Annotated in this window: 14 protein-coding genes; 1 reads left to right on the forward strand and 13 read right to left on the reverse strand. The window is 71.6% G+C overall.

Annotation, left to right across the window (positions count from 1 at the left end):
- On the forward strand, positions 1–498 hold a 498-nt coding region (locus tag ABZ693_RS22185; protein WP_359879889.1), incomplete at its 5' end, for an IS630 family transposase.
- Between the two features lie 433 nt (positions 499–931).
- On the opposite strand, the gene ABZ693_RS22190 is transcribed toward ABZ693_RS22185, so the two are convergent.
- From ABZ693_RS22190 to ABZ693_RS22250, 13 genes are all read right to left on the reverse strand, one after another.
- The gene (locus ABZ693_RS22190; protein ID WP_359879892.1) at positions 932–2,266 is read right to left on the reverse strand and encodes a sulfate adenylyltransferase subunit 1; all 1,335 of its coding nucleotides are present in this window, start codon (positions 2,264–2,266) and stop codon (positions 932–934) included.
- Between the two features lie 2 nt (positions 2,267–2,268).
- The gene (gene cysD, locus ABZ693_RS22195; protein WP_359879894.1) at positions 2,269–3,204 is read right to left on the reverse strand and encodes a sulfate adenylyltransferase subunit CysD; all 936 of its coding nucleotides are present in this window, start codon (positions 3,202–3,204) and stop codon (positions 2,269–2,271) included.
- Positions 3,201–3,809 carry an adenylyl-sulfate kinase gene (gene cysC / locus ABZ693_RS22200; RefSeq protein ID WP_359879896.1) on the reverse strand — a complete coding sequence of 203 codons (609 nt, stop codon included), beginning with the start codon at positions 3,807–3,809 and terminating at the stop codon, positions 3,201–3,203. The genes cysD and cysC overlap by 4 nt, the downstream gene beginning before the upstream one ends.
- Entirely contained in the window at positions 3,809–4,768 is a 960-nt protein-coding gene (locus ABZ693_RS22205; RefSeq protein ID WP_359879899.1) for an LnmK family bifunctional acyltransferase/decarboxylase, read from the reverse strand. The genes cysC and ABZ693_RS22205 overlap by 1 nt, the downstream gene beginning before the upstream one ends.
- On the reverse strand, positions 4,765–5,919 hold the full coding sequence (locus ABZ693_RS22210; protein WP_359879901.1) for a histidinol-phosphate transaminase: 1,155 nt from the start codon (positions 5,917–5,919) through the stop codon (positions 4,765–4,767). Before ABZ693_RS22210 ends, ABZ693_RS22205 begins: the two co-directional genes overlap by 4 nt.
- Positions 5,920–5,987: 68 nt before the next feature.
- A complete protein-coding gene (locus tag ABZ693_RS22215) occupies positions 5,988–6,218 on the reverse strand; it encodes an acyl carrier protein (RefSeq protein ID WP_359879904.1) in 231 nt (76 codons plus the stop codon).
- 57 nt (positions 6,219–6,275) lie between these two features.
- Positions 6,276–7,313 (reverse strand): 4-hydroxy-2-oxovalerate aldolase, encoded by a 1,038-nt coding sequence (gene dmpG / locus ABZ693_RS22220; protein ID WP_359879906.1) that lies wholly within the window; start codon positions 7,311–7,313, stop codon positions 6,276–6,278.
- The gene (locus ABZ693_RS22225) at positions 7,310–8,203 is read right to left on the reverse strand and encodes an acetaldehyde dehydrogenase (acetylating) (protein WP_359879909.1); all 894 of its coding nucleotides are present in this window, start codon (positions 8,201–8,203) and stop codon (positions 7,310–7,312) included. Before ABZ693_RS22225 ends, dmpG begins: the two co-directional genes overlap by 4 nt.
- A gap of 49 nt (positions 8,204–8,252) precedes the next feature.
- Entirely contained in the window at positions 8,253–9,062 is an 810-nt protein-coding gene (locus ABZ693_RS22230; protein ID WP_359879912.1) for a 2-keto-4-pentenoate hydratase, read from the reverse strand.
- Positions 9,063–9,678: 616 nt separating this feature from the next.
- Positions 9,679–10,761 carry a ParB/RepB/Spo0J family partition protein gene (locus ABZ693_RS22235; protein WP_359879915.1) on the reverse strand — a complete coding sequence of 361 codons (1,083 nt, stop codon included), beginning with the start codon at positions 10,759–10,761 and terminating at the stop codon, positions 9,679–9,681.
- A gap of 125 nt (positions 10,762–10,886) precedes the next feature.
- Entirely contained in the window at positions 10,887–11,249 is a 363-nt protein-coding gene (uraH, locus tag ABZ693_RS22240; protein WP_359879918.1) for a hydroxyisourate hydrolase, read from the reverse strand.
- A gap of 763 nt (positions 11,250–12,012) precedes the next feature.
- The gene (locus tag ABZ693_RS22245; RefSeq protein ID WP_359879921.1) at positions 12,013–12,342 is read right to left on the reverse strand and encodes a hydroxyisourate hydrolase; all 330 of its coding nucleotides are present in this window, start codon (positions 12,340–12,342) and stop codon (positions 12,013–12,015) included.
- A gap of 150 nt (positions 12,343–12,492) precedes the next feature.
- Positions 12,493–15,561 (reverse strand): AfsR/SARP family transcriptional regulator, encoded by a 3,069-nt coding sequence (locus ABZ693_RS22250; protein ID WP_359879924.1) that lies wholly within the window; start codon positions 15,559–15,561, stop codon positions 12,493–12,495.
- Positions 15,562–15,632 lie beyond the last annotated feature (71 nt).

The raw sequence follows: 15,632 nt of genomic DNA on the forward strand, positions 1-15,632 counted from the left end.
GGTGTCCCCGAACGCCGCAGCCACGATTACATCCGGGCCGGCACCACCACCTTGTTCGCCGCCCTGGAAGTGGCGACCGGCAAGGTCATCGGCTCGCTCCACCGCCGCCACCGGGCAGCGGAGTTCAGGAAGTTCCTGGTCAAGCTCGACAAGGAAGTCCCCGCCGGCCTTCAGGTCCACCTGATCCTCGACAACTACGCGACTCACAAGACACTCGACATCAAGAAGTGGCTGCTGGCCCACCCGCGGTTCCATCTGCACTTCACTCCCACCAGCGCGTCCTGGCTGAACCTGGTCGAGCGATGGTTCGCCGAGCTCACACAGAAGAAGCTCAAGCGCGGCGTCCACCGCTCCGTCCAAGCCCTCGAACGCGACATCCGAGCCTGGCTCACCGACTGGAACGAGCACCCCAGACCCTTCGTATGGACAAAGACAGCCGACGAGATCCTCGACAAACTCGCCACCTACTGCCGACGAATCTCCGACTCAGGTCACTAGCGTCGTCCCCGCACCCGCGGGGGTAGTTCCCGCCGCAGTCGTGCCCGCGCGGGCGTACTGGCGTCGTCCCCGTACCCGCGGGGGTGGTTCGACCATCTCGGTCATGGTCCAGTACCGGGCCTCGTCGTCCCCGCACCCGCGGGGTAGTTCCAGCGACTGCTCCGGCCGCCCGGCGCCCGGCGCGTCGTCCCCGCACCCGCGGGGGTAGCTCCGCCCCCCTACGTATACACACCTCCGGACAGATCCCCCACCACGCACAAGCCTCACCAAGGCGACCTCGATGCCTACCCTTGGAAAGCTGCCGTCAGCGTCCTGTGCTTCTGATCCAGCACATGACCTAGCTGTCCCCTCCCGCCCCGTAGCGCGGGAGGGGGCTCACCACCGATGTGGGGTGCCGCGTGTGGTCCCGTCGGTGTTCCGGTCTCCGCTCGCTTCAGAAGTCCCAGCCGTCGTCGGGCGTCTCGTCCTGGGGTGGGGCCGGGGTGGTGAAGGAGTCGCCGATCATGCCGGCCGTCAAGGTGGTGCCGTCGCTGGGGTCGATGAGGATGAAGGAACCGGTGCGGCGGGAGGTGGCGTAGGGGTCGACGGGGAGGGGGGCCGCGGTGCGGATGCGGACGCGGGCGATGTCGTTGGCGTCGAGCCGGGCCGGGTGGGGACGCTGGGAGAGGTCGTCGAGGCTGAGGCGGGAGGGGATGTCCTCCACGATGGCCTTGACCGTGCGCGTGCCGTGTTTGAGCAACACCCGGTGGCCGACGGTCAGGGGCTGGTCGGCCACGTGGCAGACGGTCGCCTCGATGTCCTGGGTGGTCGCCGGGGCGTCGCCGGTCGGCACGATCAGGTCGCCGCGCGCGACGTCGAGGTCGTCCTCCAGCAGGACGGTCACCGACTGGCGGCTCCAGGCGGTGTCGACCGGCCGGCCGAGCAGGTCGATGCCGGAGATTCGGGTCGTACGGCCGGACGGCAGGATCGTGACCGGTTCGCCGACGCGGAAGGAACCGGCGGCGATCTGGCCGGCGTAGCCGCGGTAGTCGGGGTGTTCGGCGGTCTGCGGGCGGATGACGTACTGCACGGGCAGCCGGGCGTGGCGGGGCGACGCGTCGTGGGCGACGGGGACCGTCTCCAGGTGTTCGAGGACCGTCGGACCGCTGTACCAGTCCATGTGCGCCGAGGGCTCGACGACGTTGTCGCCGGCCAGGGCCGAGATCGGGATCGCGGTGATCTCGGGGATGCCGAGGTCGGTCGCGTACGCCGTGAACTCCTCGGCGATCGCGGCGAAGACGGACTCCCGGTGGCCGACCAGGTCCATCTTGTTGACCGCCAGGGCGACGTGCGGGACGCGGAGCAGTGCGGCGATCGCCGCGTGGCGGCGGGTCTGTTCGACGACGCCGTTGCGGGCGTCGACGAGGATCACGGTCAGGTCGGCGGTGGAGGCGCCGGTGACCATGTTCCGGGTGTACTGCACGTGCCCGGGGGTGTCGGCCAGGATGAACCGCCGCGTCGGGGTGGCGAAGTAGCGGTAGGCGACGTCGATGGTGATGCCCTGTTCGCGTTCGGCGCGCAGGCCGTCGGTGAGCAGCGCGAGGTCGGGGGTGTCCTGGCCGCGGCCGGCGGACGCGCGTTCCACGGCCTCCATCTGGTCGGCGAGCACCGACTTGGAGTCGTGAAGGAGCCGGCCCACCAGCGTGGACTTGCCGTCGTCGACGGAACCGGCGGTGGCGAACCGCAGGAGGGCGGTGGTCGAGGGTTCCGTGCTCGCGATCGTCGTCATGATCAGAAGTACCCCTCGCGCTTGCGGTCCTCCATGGAGGCCTCGGACAGCTTGTCGTCGGCGCGGGTCGCGCCCCGTTCGGTCAGCCGGGACGCGGCGATCTCCGCGATCACCTGGTCCAGGGTCATCGCGTCGGAGTCGACGGCGCCGGTGCAGGACATGTCGCCGACGGTGCGGTAGCGGACGCGCCGCTTCTCCACGGTCTCGCCGTCCTGGGGGCCGCCCCACTCCCCCACGGGCAGCCACATCCCGGAGCGCGGGAAGACCTCACGCTCGTGGGCGAAGTAGATCTCGGGCAGTTCGATGCCCTCGCGGGCGATGTACTGCCAGACGTCCAGTTCGGTCCAGTCGGACAGCGGGAAGACACGCACGTGCTCGCCGGGCGCGTGGCGCCCGTTGTAGAGCTGCCACAGCTCGGGCCGCTGGCGGCGCGGGTCCCACTGCGAGAACTGGTCCCGGAGGCTGAACACCCGTTCCTTGGCGCGGGCCTTCTCCTCGTCGCGCCGCCCGCCGCCGAAGACCGCGTCGAAGCGTTCCGTGCGGATCTTCTCCGTCAGCGGCAGCGTCTGGAGTGGATTGCGCGTTCCGTCGGGGCGTTCCTTGAGCACACCGCGGTCGATGTAGTCCTGTACGGAGGCCACATGGAGGCGCAGCCCGTGTGCCGCCACCACACGGTCCCGGTACTCCAGGACTTCCGGGAAGTTGTGTCCGGTGTCCACGTGCAGCAGCGCGAACGGCACCGGAGCGGGCGCGAACGCCTTCAGTGCCAGATGCAGCATGACGATGGAGTCCTTGCCGCCGGAGAACAGGATCACCGGCCGCTCGAACTCCCCCGCCACCTCACGGAAGATGTGCACCGCCTCCGACTCCAGTACGTCCGCGTGGGTCAGCGTGCACGGGTGGTCGGTGGTCCCGGACCGTGTCGTCGCCGTCGTCATGCCAGCCCTTTCTCCCGCAGCAGCGCGACCAGCGCCCGCGCCGACTCCGCCTTGCTCTGCTCGTGTGCCGGGATCCGCAGATCGGGTGCGGCCGGCGGTTCGTACGGGTCGTCGACCCCGGTCAGCCCGCTGATCTCGCCCGCCGCCTGCCGCGCGTACAGACCCTTCACGTCACGTACGGCGCACACTTCGACCGGCGTGGCCACATGCACCTCGACGTACGGCGTGCCCGCGGCCTCGTGCCGTGCGCGCACCGCCGCGCGGGCGTCCGCGTACGGGGCGATGACGGGCACCAGCACCGTCACCCCGTGCGAGGCGAGCAACTCCGCCACGAACCCGACGCGCTGGACGTTGGTGTTCCGGTCCGCGCGGGAGAACCCGAGATCGGCCGTCAGGTGGGCGCGCAGTTCGTCACCGTCCAGGATGTGCACCCGGCGTCCGGCGGACCGCAGTTCCGCGGCCGCCGTCCGCGCGATCGTGGTCTTGCCCGCGCTGGGCAGTCCGGTCAGCCACACCGTCGCGCCAGGAGCATCGGCCCCGGGGACATCACCGTTCGTCTGCTCCGTCCGGGGCGGGGTCCCCGGCGAGGCGGGCGGCCGGGGCATCACGCACACCCCGAGGAAGCGGTGTCGATCTCGATCGAGGTGACGGCTATCAGCTGCCCGGTCGCCGCGTCGCGCAGGGCCATGTCGGCCACCTCGACGTTCTGGGAGTGGATGCTCCGCCATCTGCGGACGGTGACGGAGAAGACGGTGCCGGGGTCGGCGTTGCCGAAGTAGCCGATCTTCTGGTCGGTCACCTTGCGCCGCAGGAACTGTTCGTCGGTGCGTCCCAGCGCGCGCCACAGCCGCAGCAGCATCGTGTCGAAGACGGCGAAGTACGAGGCGAAGTACATCAGTCCGGCGCCGTTGAGATCGCGTACGACGTCCAGGGTGTACGCGAAGGTCTGGGGCAGTCCGGCCTCGTAGAAACCGGGCGGATCCGCGGGCAGGAAGCTTCCCGTGGCGCGGGCCCGGCCCACGAGGGAGCGGGGCGAGTAGGCGTTCGGCAGCGGTGCCAGGTCCTGGTAGGTGAAGTCCGCGGGCGCCACCTGGGCGAGACCCCGGTTGCTGCCCGCGGTGGTGCGGGCGATCCAGCGGTTGAAGTTCTCGGCGTAGAGGCAGTGCGGGTGCGGGTGTTCGTACACCTCCGCCGGGTCCAGCGGCCCCTCGGGCAGCTCCAGGCCGGCGGGGGCCAGCCGGTGCAGGGTGATGACCGACTGGCTGCCGAACTGGAAGGCCCGGGAGTCGACCCGGAGTTCGTCGCCGAAGGTGAGCCCATGCGGGTGTACGACGTCTCCGCCGCGCACATGGAAGTAGTAGAAGGACAGGTAGGCGGGGTCTCCCTCGGCGGTGCGGGCGGCGTGCACATTGGTCCGGCACGACGCGCTCACCACCTCCCAGGTCCAGTCGCCGATCCGGCCGAAGACCAGCGAGCCGCCGCTGCACATGCCCGGCGCGACCACCACGTGCCGGGAGGCCGTCTCCGGGGCCAGGGCCTCGCGCGGGGTGGGAAGAGTGGTCATGTCTGTGCCGCCTCTCGGACCTGATGCGTCTGCCCTGGACCGGCCGCCTCGGCCGGCCGCGGCACGGAGCGCCACGCGTCCGCCGCCGCGAGGAACCGGTCGTCGTCCTCGGTGGAACCGAGCGACACCCGTACGCCCACGTCCGGGAACGCCCGGACCGCGATGCCCTGTTCCGCGCACCACGCGCCGAACTCGGCGGCGTACGGGCCCAGGCGCAGCCAGAGGAAGTTGGCCTGGCTGTCCGGGACGTCCCAGCCGCCGCGCGTCAGGGCGTCCCGTACGCGGGTGCGTTCCGCGACCGTGTCGTCGACGCGCCGCAGCAGCCGGTCCTCGAGTCCGAGGGCCGCGACGGCCGCCCGCTGCGCGACGGAGGTCACCGCGTACGGCAGGCAGGCCCGGCGCAGTCGCTCGACGACGCGGGCGTCCCCGACCAGATAGCCGGTCCGCAGGCCGGCCAGTCCGTAGGCCTTCGAGAAGGTGCGCAGGACGACCAGGTTCGGATACGTGGCGCACAACGGCAGGGCACTGGACGCGGCCGGGTCCCGGACGTACTCGTGGTACGCCTCGTCCACGGCCACCAGGCAGGTCGGCGGCACGGAGGCGACGAATGCCCGGAGTTCCTCGAAGCCGACGACCGTGCCCGTCGGGTTGTTGGGGTTGCAGACGATGACGAGCCGGGTCCGCGGGGTGATCCGGGCGGCCATGGCCCGCAGGTCGTGCGTGTCGTCGGTCAGCGGCACGTGTACGGATGCCACGCCGGCCAGCGCGGCGAGTGTCGGGTAGACCTCGAACGACGGCCAGGCGTACACGGCGTCGACGCCGGCGCCGGGATCGGCGACCGACTGGAACAGGGTCTGCAGGAGGGCCAGGGAGCCGGCGCCGACCGCGATCCGGTCCTCCGTGATCCCGTGGGCCCGGCCGAGGGCGCGGATCAGCGGTCCGCAGCCGGGGTCCGGATAGCGGTTCACGGTGGCGCCGGCCTCCGCGATGGCCTCGACGATGCCGGGGAGCGGGTCGTGCGGTGACTCGTTCGCCGACAGCGGGCTCGGCCGCGCGGCCGAATCGTAGAGGCCGTCGGCCGGCTGGTAGGAGGCGAGGGTTCCGAGGACCGCGCGCAGGGGTGGGGCGGCGCGCAGGGGTGGAGAAGACATGGGACTCCCGGTGGAGGGGACACCGCCGCGCCCGGTCGTGCGCGCGGCGCCCGGATCGACAGTGGGGCTCAGGCTCCCGGCCGCCGTTCGGCCACCAGTCGGGCCACGTCGGCGACGGTGCCGGCGTCCAGCAGCTCGTAGTCGTACACCTCGATGCCGAGCCGTTCGTGCAGGGCGGTGGCGAGTTCCAGCACCGCCAGGGAGTCGAGGCCGACCTCCTCACGGGTGGCCGTGGGGACGATGTCCTCCTCGCGTACGTGCAGTTCGTTGACCAGGATGTCCTTGAGTACGTCGTCCACGGCTGGCTCTTCCCTCGTTGTCCTCACCCGACCGACACGCCGCGGGTCCGCGGCGGTTCACGCGCTGCGCGCCGCTTTCAGCGCGAGGGCCACCTCGACGATGAGGTCCTCCTGGCCCGCCACGGCCTGCCGCTTGCCCAGTTCGAAGAAGACGTCACGCGGGTCGACGTCCTCGCGCCGCGCGATGTCCAGGACCCGGGTCTTGAATCCGGAGAACACCCCGGCCAGTCCGCTGACGACGCTCACCGAGTCGATGGTGGGCGGGGCCGGCATGAGCGTGCGCTCGGCGAGGTCGGCCGCGTCCAGCAGTCCGTACAGGTCGATGCCCGTCGAGAAGCCCATCCGTTCGAGGACGGGTACGAGGACTTCGAGCTGGGTGTTCCCGGCGCCCGCCCCGAAGCCGCGGGCGCAGGCGTCCAGGATGTCCGCGCCCGCCTCGACGGCGGCGATCGAGTTCGCGACCGCCATGCCGAGGTTGTTGTGGGCGTGGAACATCACGGGCACCTCGACGGCGGCCCGCATGGCGCCGATCCGCTCGGTGACGTCGGCCGGAAGGTAGTGGCCGGAGGAGTCCATGATGCCCACCGCGTTCGCGCCGAACTCCACGAGGCGGGCGCATTCGTGCGCCAGCCGCTCGGCGCTCGTCATGTGGCTCATCAGGAGGACGGCCTGGGCCTGGACGCCCTGCTCGCGAAGGAAGCCCAAGTGCCGTTCGGCGAGGTCTCCTTCGGTGCAGTGGGTGCCGATCCGGACGACGTCCGCCTCGTGGGCGATGGCCCGCCTGAGGTCCGCGGTCGTGCCCCAGCCCGGCAGCATGAAGACGGCCATCGCGCTGTCGCGGAGGGACTCGCGGACGATCGACAGCATCTCGTCGTCGCTGAGCCGGGCCTGTCCGACCTGGAGCGAGGAGGCTCCGAGCCCGTTGCCGTGGCCCACCTCGACCATCGGGATGCCGGCGGCGTCCGCGGCCTCCGCGTAGGCGCGCAGTTGGTCACGGCCCAGCTGGTGCCGGACGGCGTGGTGGCCGTCGCGCAGGGACGCGTCGTAGATGAGGACCGGCTTTCCGGTGCCGCCGGACGGTGCGCTCGCGCTCATGACGTCTCCGTACCGATGCCCGCCAGGCCGACCGCCGCGCACTGCTCGGCGACATGGACCGCGGCGGAGTTGATGATGTCGAGGTTGCCCGCGTACTTCGGGATGCGGCCGCCGGAGGACGTGACCTCCGCGGCGACGAACACCTTGGTCTCCTCCACGACGCACGCGGTGATCCGGTAGCCCGGGGCGAAGGCGCGGACCTGCTCGGCCGCGGCCGTCACGGCGGCGTCCACCGACGCCGTACCGAAGCCTTCACCCAGCAGCGACATGGCGACCCGGAAGGTCGCCGGCGGTCGGGCGGGGCTGATGTTGAGGATCGCCTTGACGTCCTTGACACCGGTGAAGTCGCGGACCGCGTCCTGGGTGGTCTCGACGTACTCGTCCAGGTTGAGCCGGGTGGAGCGGCCGACGCTCGGGCTGGCGGCCGTCGTGACGACTTCGACGTACTCGACCCGGTGGTTCCGGGTGATCGCGTGCAGGACCGGGATCGACGCCTGGCCGCCGCAGCTGATCATGTTGACGTCGTCGCAGTCCAGGACGTCCGCGCCGTTGACGCTCGGGACGACCATCCGCCCCACCTTGCTCGGCGTCAGGTCCACGAGTTTGACGCCCGCCAGGCCCAGGCGTTCCGCGTGCTCGGCGTGGGCCAGGGCGTTGGTCGCGTCGAAGACGATGCGGAACGGGCGCGGGGCCTCCAGCAGGGACTCGATGCCGCGCGTGCCGATGGGAAGACCGAGTTCGGCCGCCTGCCGCAGGCCCGGCGTGTTCGCGTCGCGTCCCACGACCAGACCGCAGTCGAGTAACTCCGAACGCATGATCTTCTCGGCCAGATCGACTCCGATGAGGCCGGCGCCGAGGACGGCCACGGGCAGGCGCCCGTTTCGCTTCATGGCTGCATCGCCCTTCCCTGTCTGGAGATTCGTCGCGGCGGGTTCGGCCCTAGGCCTGCGGCGTCGGTGCGTCGCCCACGTGCAGCGTGACGGTGCCCAAGCGATCGAATTCGGCCACGAAGCTGTCGCCGGGAGACATCGGCACCGCCGCGTGGAGCGCGCCCGTCATGATCAGCTGGCCCGCTTCGAGCGTCACCCCGTGCTCGCCGAGGACGTTCGCCAGCCAGGCGACCACCGCGGCCGGATCCCCCAGGGCGGCGGCGCCGGCGCCGGTCGCCACGAGCTCGCCGTCACGGGAGAACGCCATGCCGATGAGGCGTACGTCGCAGTCGCCGGGCAGCGCGACCGGGGGGCCGAGCACCACCGCGCCGTTCGACGCGAGGTCGGCGATCGTGTCCGCGAGCCGGATCCGCCAGCCCTCGATCCGGGAGTCGACGATCTCGAGCCCGGCCATGACCTCGGAGATCGCCTCCCGCGCGGCGGCGACGGTGACCCCGGGGCCCTGGAGCGGCGTGCCGAGCCTGAACACGATCTCCGCCTCGACCTTGGGCGCGATGAACGCCCCGCCCGGCACGGTGGCCCCGCTCTCGTACACCGTCGAGCCGAGCACCGGTCCGTAGTCCGGGGTGTCGACCCCGAGCATCTGCTGCATCGGGACGGAGGTGAGGCCCGCCTTGTAGCCGACGACGCGGTCGCCGGCGGCGGTGAGCATCCCGACCAGCTCGCGCTGGATGGCGTATCCGTCGCGCATGTCCAGCGCCGGCTGCTCGTCGGTGAAGGGAGGGATGGGGCAGCCCGTCGCGCGGGCCTCGTACAGCGCCTTGGCCTTGACTCTGGCGTCGTCCACCGAGATGTTCACTCTGCTCCTGTCAGCACACATCGCATCTGCCGCATGGGCCTGCCAGTCACCTGTCCGCGGTCCGTCTCGGGTTCCGGCGCGGCGACGTCGTGCGGGGCGTCGGCCCGCCGCTGACGGGCTGCCACCGGCAGCCGGGGAACCCGAGGTCGAAGACGCGCGGACCGCGTCACTCGGATCAGCGGAACGGATCCGGGCGAGGGGAGGGGCGCGGCCGTGGGTCCCGGGGCGCGTCGCCTGCCCCCTCGTTTCGCGTCTCACCGTAGCCACGAAGCGGGCTCCACAGAAGGTTTCCCTCGTACACGGGAGTCCGTTAAAGGGGTGTTTACGCCACAGTGGCACCGAACAAAGGGAAGGAAAGGGGCGCGATTCTCGCCGCAAACGTGAACTACGTCACGGGCGATTTCTCACGCTCGGCACATGCCCCTGGAAAGGCCCCGGGCACGCCGACAGCGCGGCCTCACGCGGGGGCCGCTCAAGGATTCGTTCGGCGGTGGGCGCCCGCGGCACGGCCGGCGGGACGCGGCACGGCGCAGCAGGGCGCGGCGCGGCGGCGCTCGGGGTGGGCCGACAGACCGGGGCGACGAGGCCGACCGGGCGTGGCCTCAGCGACGGGGGCTCAACGGGCCGTTCGCCAGGAGCCGTTCAACGGGTCGGTCCGCTGCAGTCCGGCGGCCAGCCGCTCCCACTCTCTCGCGTAGTGGCTCACCACCTCGGTGAGGGCCCGGGCGCAGTGCGGCGGGACGGCGGCCAGCAACTCCTCGCCCGCCGCGAGTCCCTGGGCCTGGCCGTTGAGCCACCGCAGCAGGGCGCGGCCGCTGTCCGTGAAGCGGATCGAGGGATCGTTGGCGAGGACGTCCAGGGCCCTCACCCGGATACGCGCGGGCCCCCGCGAGGTGGCGTCCGCGGGGGCCGGGAGGGAGGTCAGAGGAACCAAGGAGCCCCGGCCGGAGGGGCGTGGGGACGCCGCGACCACGAGCGGGGCCGGACACGCGGCGTCCTCGGGGGCGAGACCGGCCGCGGCACCCGGTCTCCGGGGGCCGGCTTCCGAGGCCGCCGCGCCGGACCGCAGTTCCTGCCGCAGCCGGTGCGCGGTGCTGACCGAGACACCGGCCTCCTGGGCCACTTCGCGCAAGGTGGCGCGGGGCCGCTCGACCAGCAGGGACCGGGCCTTCTCACGCCGTTCCGGCATGTCCGCCGGGCGCACCCGGCCGTCCCGTCCGACGCGCGGGACCGGTGGGGCCGGAGGATTCGACTGAGGAGATTCCTCACTCGAACATCTCCCCCGCACAGCCCCTACGGTCTTCGGCGAGACCCCTGTGACGGCGGCGATGGCCCGGTCGGACCAGTGGGGGTGGGTGGCGAGAATGCGCCGGGCGGCCGCCTTGCGGTCGCCGAGGGTCAGCGGAAGACCATGGCCGGTATTGGCCTGCACCGCGCGGATGAACAGATCAGCCGCCGTGCCGTCGACCTGGCGGACCGCGATACGGGGTTCCCCGCGCAGGATCGCGGCCCGCAGCCGGTGCATGCCGTCGATCACGCGGCCCGTGCCGCGGTGCACGAGGATCGGTTCGAACTCGGCCCCGCACTCCGCCAGCGCCCGTACATGGTCCGCGTTCAGACCCGCCAGGCGCGGCGAGTCCGCCGGCAGCAGGGATTCCACCGGCATGGTGATGATCGTCGACCGCGATTCGTCGGACAACTCTTCCCTCCCTTCTGCTAGCGGTACGCCCTGCGCCGGATCGGCAGGCGCACGCCGCGTGCGGAAGGCCGGCTGGTCGTCCCGTACCCGCGCGGCGCGCGGCGCGCGGGCGGATCCTCGCGGTCTCACGCCTGCTCGGCCGCCACCGCCTTCGGGGCGGGCCCGCGGTAGGTGGTGTACGCGAACGGGCTGAGCAGCAGCGGAACATGCAGGTGGCTCGGATCGCCCTGGTAGTGGACCGAGACGATGACCTCGGCGTACAGGCTGTCGACCGCCCGCTCGGCGAAGTACGCGCCGGTGTCGAAGACCAGGCGGTAGGACCCGCGCGGCAGGGCCCGGCCGGACAGTGAGGCGATCCTTCCCGCGCTGTCGGTCCGCGCCCGGGCCACGACGGGCCACGCGCCGTTCTCCCGGGCGTGCAGGGTGACGGCCAGCTCGGCGACCGAGCAGCCACTGGTGGAGTCGACGACCCGGACCGAGATGCTCATCGGACGTCACCGCCCTGTCGTCCCGGGCCGTTTCCCGGCCGCGTCCGCCTCCGTCTTGCCATCGCTCCCGCATCCCATCCCGCGTCGTCGGGCCGGTACGTGGGGGCACTCGCGCGCACCGGCCGCGTGCGATCCGTCCGTCCGGGCCGTGCTCCGTACGGACGGACCGCCTCGTCGTCTCGCCATCCCGTCGTCACGCCCGCCATCGCGTGTCGTCACGCCATCACGTGCCATCGCGCGTCATCGCGTCATCGGGATGCGCGTGCCCTGCGTCGGGGAACGTCAGCCCCAGATGGTGTCGTTCGGCGTGTAGAAGCCCGCGAAACCGGCGAGGAAGGACAGCAGAGCCGACATATCGATCTCCCATGAGGAAATTCATGACCCGGAGGTCGGGGGGGTGGACTCCTCCAGTTTTAGCGAGTTCCCTTTTCGTCGTCCTACCAGAACGCTAAGTGCTCGCTAAGCGTCCGGTTCCGGAACGCCGCGGCTCGCGCGCGCCCGGCCCCTCGGCGCCCCTCGGCGCCGGTCGCAGCCGGTCGCAGCCGGTCGCAGCCGGTCGGCGTGGACAGCGCGACGGCCGCCGCCCTACCCGGCGAGATGCGAGGGGAAGGGATCGCCTTCGCCCGCCCGCGCCTCTTCGACGCCGGCACGGGATCCGTCCGTACCGGTGACGACATCGCCGGACCGCACCGGGCCCGGCACCCCAGGAAATTCACCGAGGTGGATTCGCCCGTCGTCGGGCGTCGGTCACGTGCCGCCGCGGCTACGGGCCGACGGCACACACCGCGTAACCGTGCGGGGCGATCATGATCGGGATCTCCCGGTCCGTCTCCCACTCGCTGAACGCGACCGCGATGTGGCTGTAGAACGGCCGCATCCCGAGTGTCGTGAAATACCGCGCCGTCTCCAGGACCAGCCGGAACGGCCCCGGGGTGTCCTCCGGGAGGGACGGACGGTCCAGCCGCCCGTCCGTACCGGTCAGCCCGCGCCACACGGTCTCCCACTCGTCCAGGCGCGGCCGTTCGATGCGGATCATCAGCCCGTCGACGGGCTGCCCGTTGGTTCCATCAGAGACACACACTCCCAGCTTCACGTAACACCGGCCTCATCGTTTGCATCCTCTGTAGGACGGGACACCGGATATGCCCCGTCAGCGAACAACACCCCGCCGCTGCCACGGCGGATCCTTCCCGCCCCACCGTCCGGCCCCGGCCCCGGCCCCGGCCGCCCGGACGGGACGCCGTCATCCCGAGCCGGCCCGGGCGTAGGCGGCGGCCCCGGCCGCGTCGTCGGAGGCCGCGCAGACCTCGCTCATGAGGCGCGCCGACTCCTTCTGCCACCGGGTGGCCTTGATCCGCCCGAAGATGTCCAGGGCCACGCCGATGTGCTCCTTGGCCTGGTCGTGGTCGTCCTTGTCCGCGGCGACCTCGCCGAGCGAGAGCTGGATGCGGCCGATGGCGAGATACTCGTGGGCCTGCGACGCGATCACCATCGCCTGTTCCAGCATCTCGTACGCCGCGCCGTGGCTGCCCTGGCGCGACCGGACGACGGCCAGACCGCGCAGCGCGTAGCACTCGCCCACCGGGTCGCCGACCGAGCGGACGGTCTCCAGCGCCTGGCTGAACACGTACTCGGCCTCGGTCACCTCGTCGATCTGCAGATGCGCCTCGCCGAGGCGGCACAGGATCTGCGCGCGCACCCGCTGGTTTCCGGACCGTTCCACCGCGGCCAGCCCGGCCACCATGGTCTGTTTCCCCTCCGCGATCAGACCGCGGTCCAGGTGGATCTGGGCCATGTTGCTCAGCACGTGCGCCTCGGCGGTCGAGTCGTTCACGCCGGAGAGCATGACCAGCGCCTTCTCGTAGCCCTCCATCGCCTCGTCGAGCCGGCCCTGGATCCGGTCGGCGAACGCGAGATTGCGCAGTGCCAGCGCCTCGCCGTGTACGTCGCCGACCTGGCGGAACAGCTCGCGGGCGAGCCCCAGCCGGCCGCGCGCCTCGTCCAGCTTGTACTCGAACATGTGCAGCGAGCCGAGGGAGTACAGCATCGCCGCCTGGCCGCGCCGGTTGTCGTGCCGCCGGGTGATCTCCAGCGCGATCTCGTGCGTCGTACGCCAGTCGTCGAAGTAGCCGTACATCTCGAACAGCGTGACCAGGGTCAGCGCCAGATCCCAGCAGAGTTCGTCGAGGCCCGCGCCCGCGGCCTGCCGGACCGCGGTGATCAGACTGACCCGTTCGTCCTCGAACCACCGGAGCGGGTCGGCCAGTTCGCGGTCGGTGACCGACGGGTCGAGGGGCAGGCGCGGCGCCTGTCCGTGGATCAGCGTGTGGTCCCCGCCGTACGCCCGCCGGTGCGCCTCCTCGACCAGGAGCAGCCAGGTGCTCAGGACGCGGCCGAGGACGAGCGACCGCTCGGCGGTGCTCTCGTACGCGGCCAGGCACTCCTGGGAGTAGACGCGGACCAGGTCGTGCAGCCGGTAGCGGGTGCGGCGGCCCTCCACCACCTCGACGTCGACGAGCTGGGCGTCGACGAGGAATTCCAGGGTGTCCTCGGCCTCCGTCACGGCGAGGTCGAGCAGGGGCGCCGCGACCCAGCTGGAGAACTCCGCCGCCTCCAGCATCGAGAGCCGCCGGAACAGGCGTTGGGCGTCGGCCGGCAGGCCCTGGTAGGCCATGGCCAGGCCGGCCCGGACGCCGACCCCGCCGTGGGTCAGCTCGTCGAGGCGCTGGCTCTCGTCGTGGAGTCGCGCCACCATCTTGCTCAGCGGCCAGTGCGGCCGGGCGGCCAGCCGCGCCGCCACGATCCGCAGGGCCAGCGCGAGATTGCCGCACAGCTTGATCAGCTGCAGGGCGCTGGTCAGTTCGCTGTGGATCCGGTCGGCCCCGAGGATCCGGCTGAGGAGTTGCAGCGCCTGCTCGGTGGAGAACACGTCGATCCGGACGGACCGTGTGCCCTCCAGGCCGGCCAGCCGGGACCGGCTCGTGATGAGGACCGGGCAGGTGGACGATCCGGGCAGCAGCCAGCGGACCTGTTCCTCGTCGATCGCGTCGTCCAGGACGATCAGGACGCGCTTGTCGGCGACCAAGTTCCGGAACAGTTCCGCCCGTTCCTCAAGACTCGACGGCACCGCCGAGCCCGGTATGCCCAGGCTGCGCAGAAAGCGTTCGAGAATCCGGGTCGGCGGGATCGGCTGCGCCGAGGGGCCGCGTAGTTTGGCGAACATCTGGCCGTCGGGGAAACGATTCGCCAGAGAGTGTCCGAGGTGTATCGCGAGAGTCGTCTTGCCGACGCCGCCCCGGCCGGTGATCGAGACGATGCGCATCGCGTACGAGGTCTCCGTGGCCTCTTCGAGCGCGTCCTCCAGCTGGGCGAGCAGGCCGTCGCGGCCGGTGAAGTCGGCGATCGCGCCCGGCAACAGGCGGGGCACCGCCGGGGGTTCGACGGCCGTCGCGGCCGGGGCCGCGAAGACGGCCGATGCCGCGGGCACGGCGGGCACCGCGAGTGTGGCCGCTACGGCGGCGGGCAGGACGGGCGCCTCGGGCGGAACCGGTGCCGCCGGTCCGCCGTCCAGCCGGCCGGAGAGGATCGACTCCTGCAGCCGGCGCAGCTCCTCCCCCGGCTCGATCCCGAGTTCGTCGACCAGCTCGCGCCGGCCGCGCCGGTACACCTCCAGCGCCTCGGCCTGCCGGCCCGACCGGGACAGCGCCATCATGAGCTGGGCGCGCAGCCGTTCGCGCAGCGGGTTCTGCATGACGAGATCGATCAGCCGCGCCACCAACTGCTGGTGCAGGCCGAGGGCCAGCCGCGCGTCCACCCACTGCTCCACGACGGCGAGCCGCTGTTCGTCCAGGCGCGCGGCCGGGGCTTCGAGGGCCGTACTGCTGATGCCGCCGCCGAAGCACGAGGACCCGCGCCAGAGTCCGAGCGCGGTCTCGAAGGCGGAGGCCGCCTCCTCGAAGCGGCCGGCCTCCGCGGCGGTACGTCCGGCCGCCGCGGCCCGCTCGAAGACATGCAGGTCCAGCTCGTCGTCCCCGACCTCGGCGAGGTACCCCGGCGACCTGGTCTGTATGACGTCGGGCAGGCCGACCTTCGCCATGCTCGCGCGGACCATGGAGACGCAGATCTGGATCTGGGCGCGGGCGGTGGGGGGCGGGGACTCGCCCCAGACGGCGTCGATGAGCCGGCCCATCGGGACGATCCGGTTGGGTTCGAGCAGCAGAACCGCCAACACGACGCGCTGACGCTCCGCGGTGATCAGCGCTGGGCCACCAGGACCGGCCACTTCCAACGGCCCGAGTAAACGAAAGCGCATGACCGTCCTTCACATCCACGACATAGTTTCCGCCGGTCAGCTACGCACCAGCATCATATCTACCCAACCCG

This window comes from Streptomyces laurentii (assembly GCF_040635425.1).
Taxonomy (GTDB): domain Bacteria; phylum Actinomycetota; class Actinomycetes; order Streptomycetales; family Streptomycetaceae; genus Streptomyces; species Streptomyces laurentii.

Bases quoted from the DNA above. Each gene is read 5' to 3' on its own strand.
- ABZ693_RS22190 (WP_359879892.1), bottom strand. From the start codon at position 2,266: ATGACGACGATCGCGAGCACGGAACCCTCGACCACCGCCCTCCTGCGG.
- cysD (WP_359879894.1), bottom strand. From the start codon at position 3,204: ATGACGACGGCGACGACACGGTCCGGGACCACCGACCACCCGTGCACG.
- cysC (WP_359879896.1), bottom strand. From the start codon at position 3,809: ATGCCCCGGCCGCCCGCCTCGCCGGGGACCCCGCCCCGGACGGAGCAG.
- ABZ693_RS22205 (WP_359879899.1), bottom strand. From the start codon at position 4,768: ATGACCACTCTTCCCACCCCGCGCGAGGCCCTGGCCCCGGAGACGGCC.
- ABZ693_RS22210 (WP_359879901.1), bottom strand. From the start codon at position 5,919: ATGTCTTCTCCACCCCTGCGCGCCGCCCCACCCCTGCGCGCGGTCCTC.
- dmpG (WP_359879906.1), bottom strand. From the start codon at position 7,313: ATGAGCGCGAGCGCACCGTCCGGCGGCACCGGAAAGCCGGTCCTCATC.
- ABZ693_RS22225 (WP_359879909.1), bottom strand. From the start codon at position 8,203: ATGAAGCGAAACGGGCGCCTGCCCGTGGCCGTCCTCGGCGCCGGCCTC.
- uraH (WP_359879918.1), bottom strand. From the start codon at position 11,249: ATGAGCATCTCGGTCCGGGTCGTCGACTCCACCAGTGGCTGCTCGGTC.
- ABZ693_RS22250 (WP_359879924.1), bottom strand. From the start codon at position 15,561: ATGCGCTTTCGTTTACTCGGGCCGTTGGAAGTGGCCGGTCCTGGTGGC.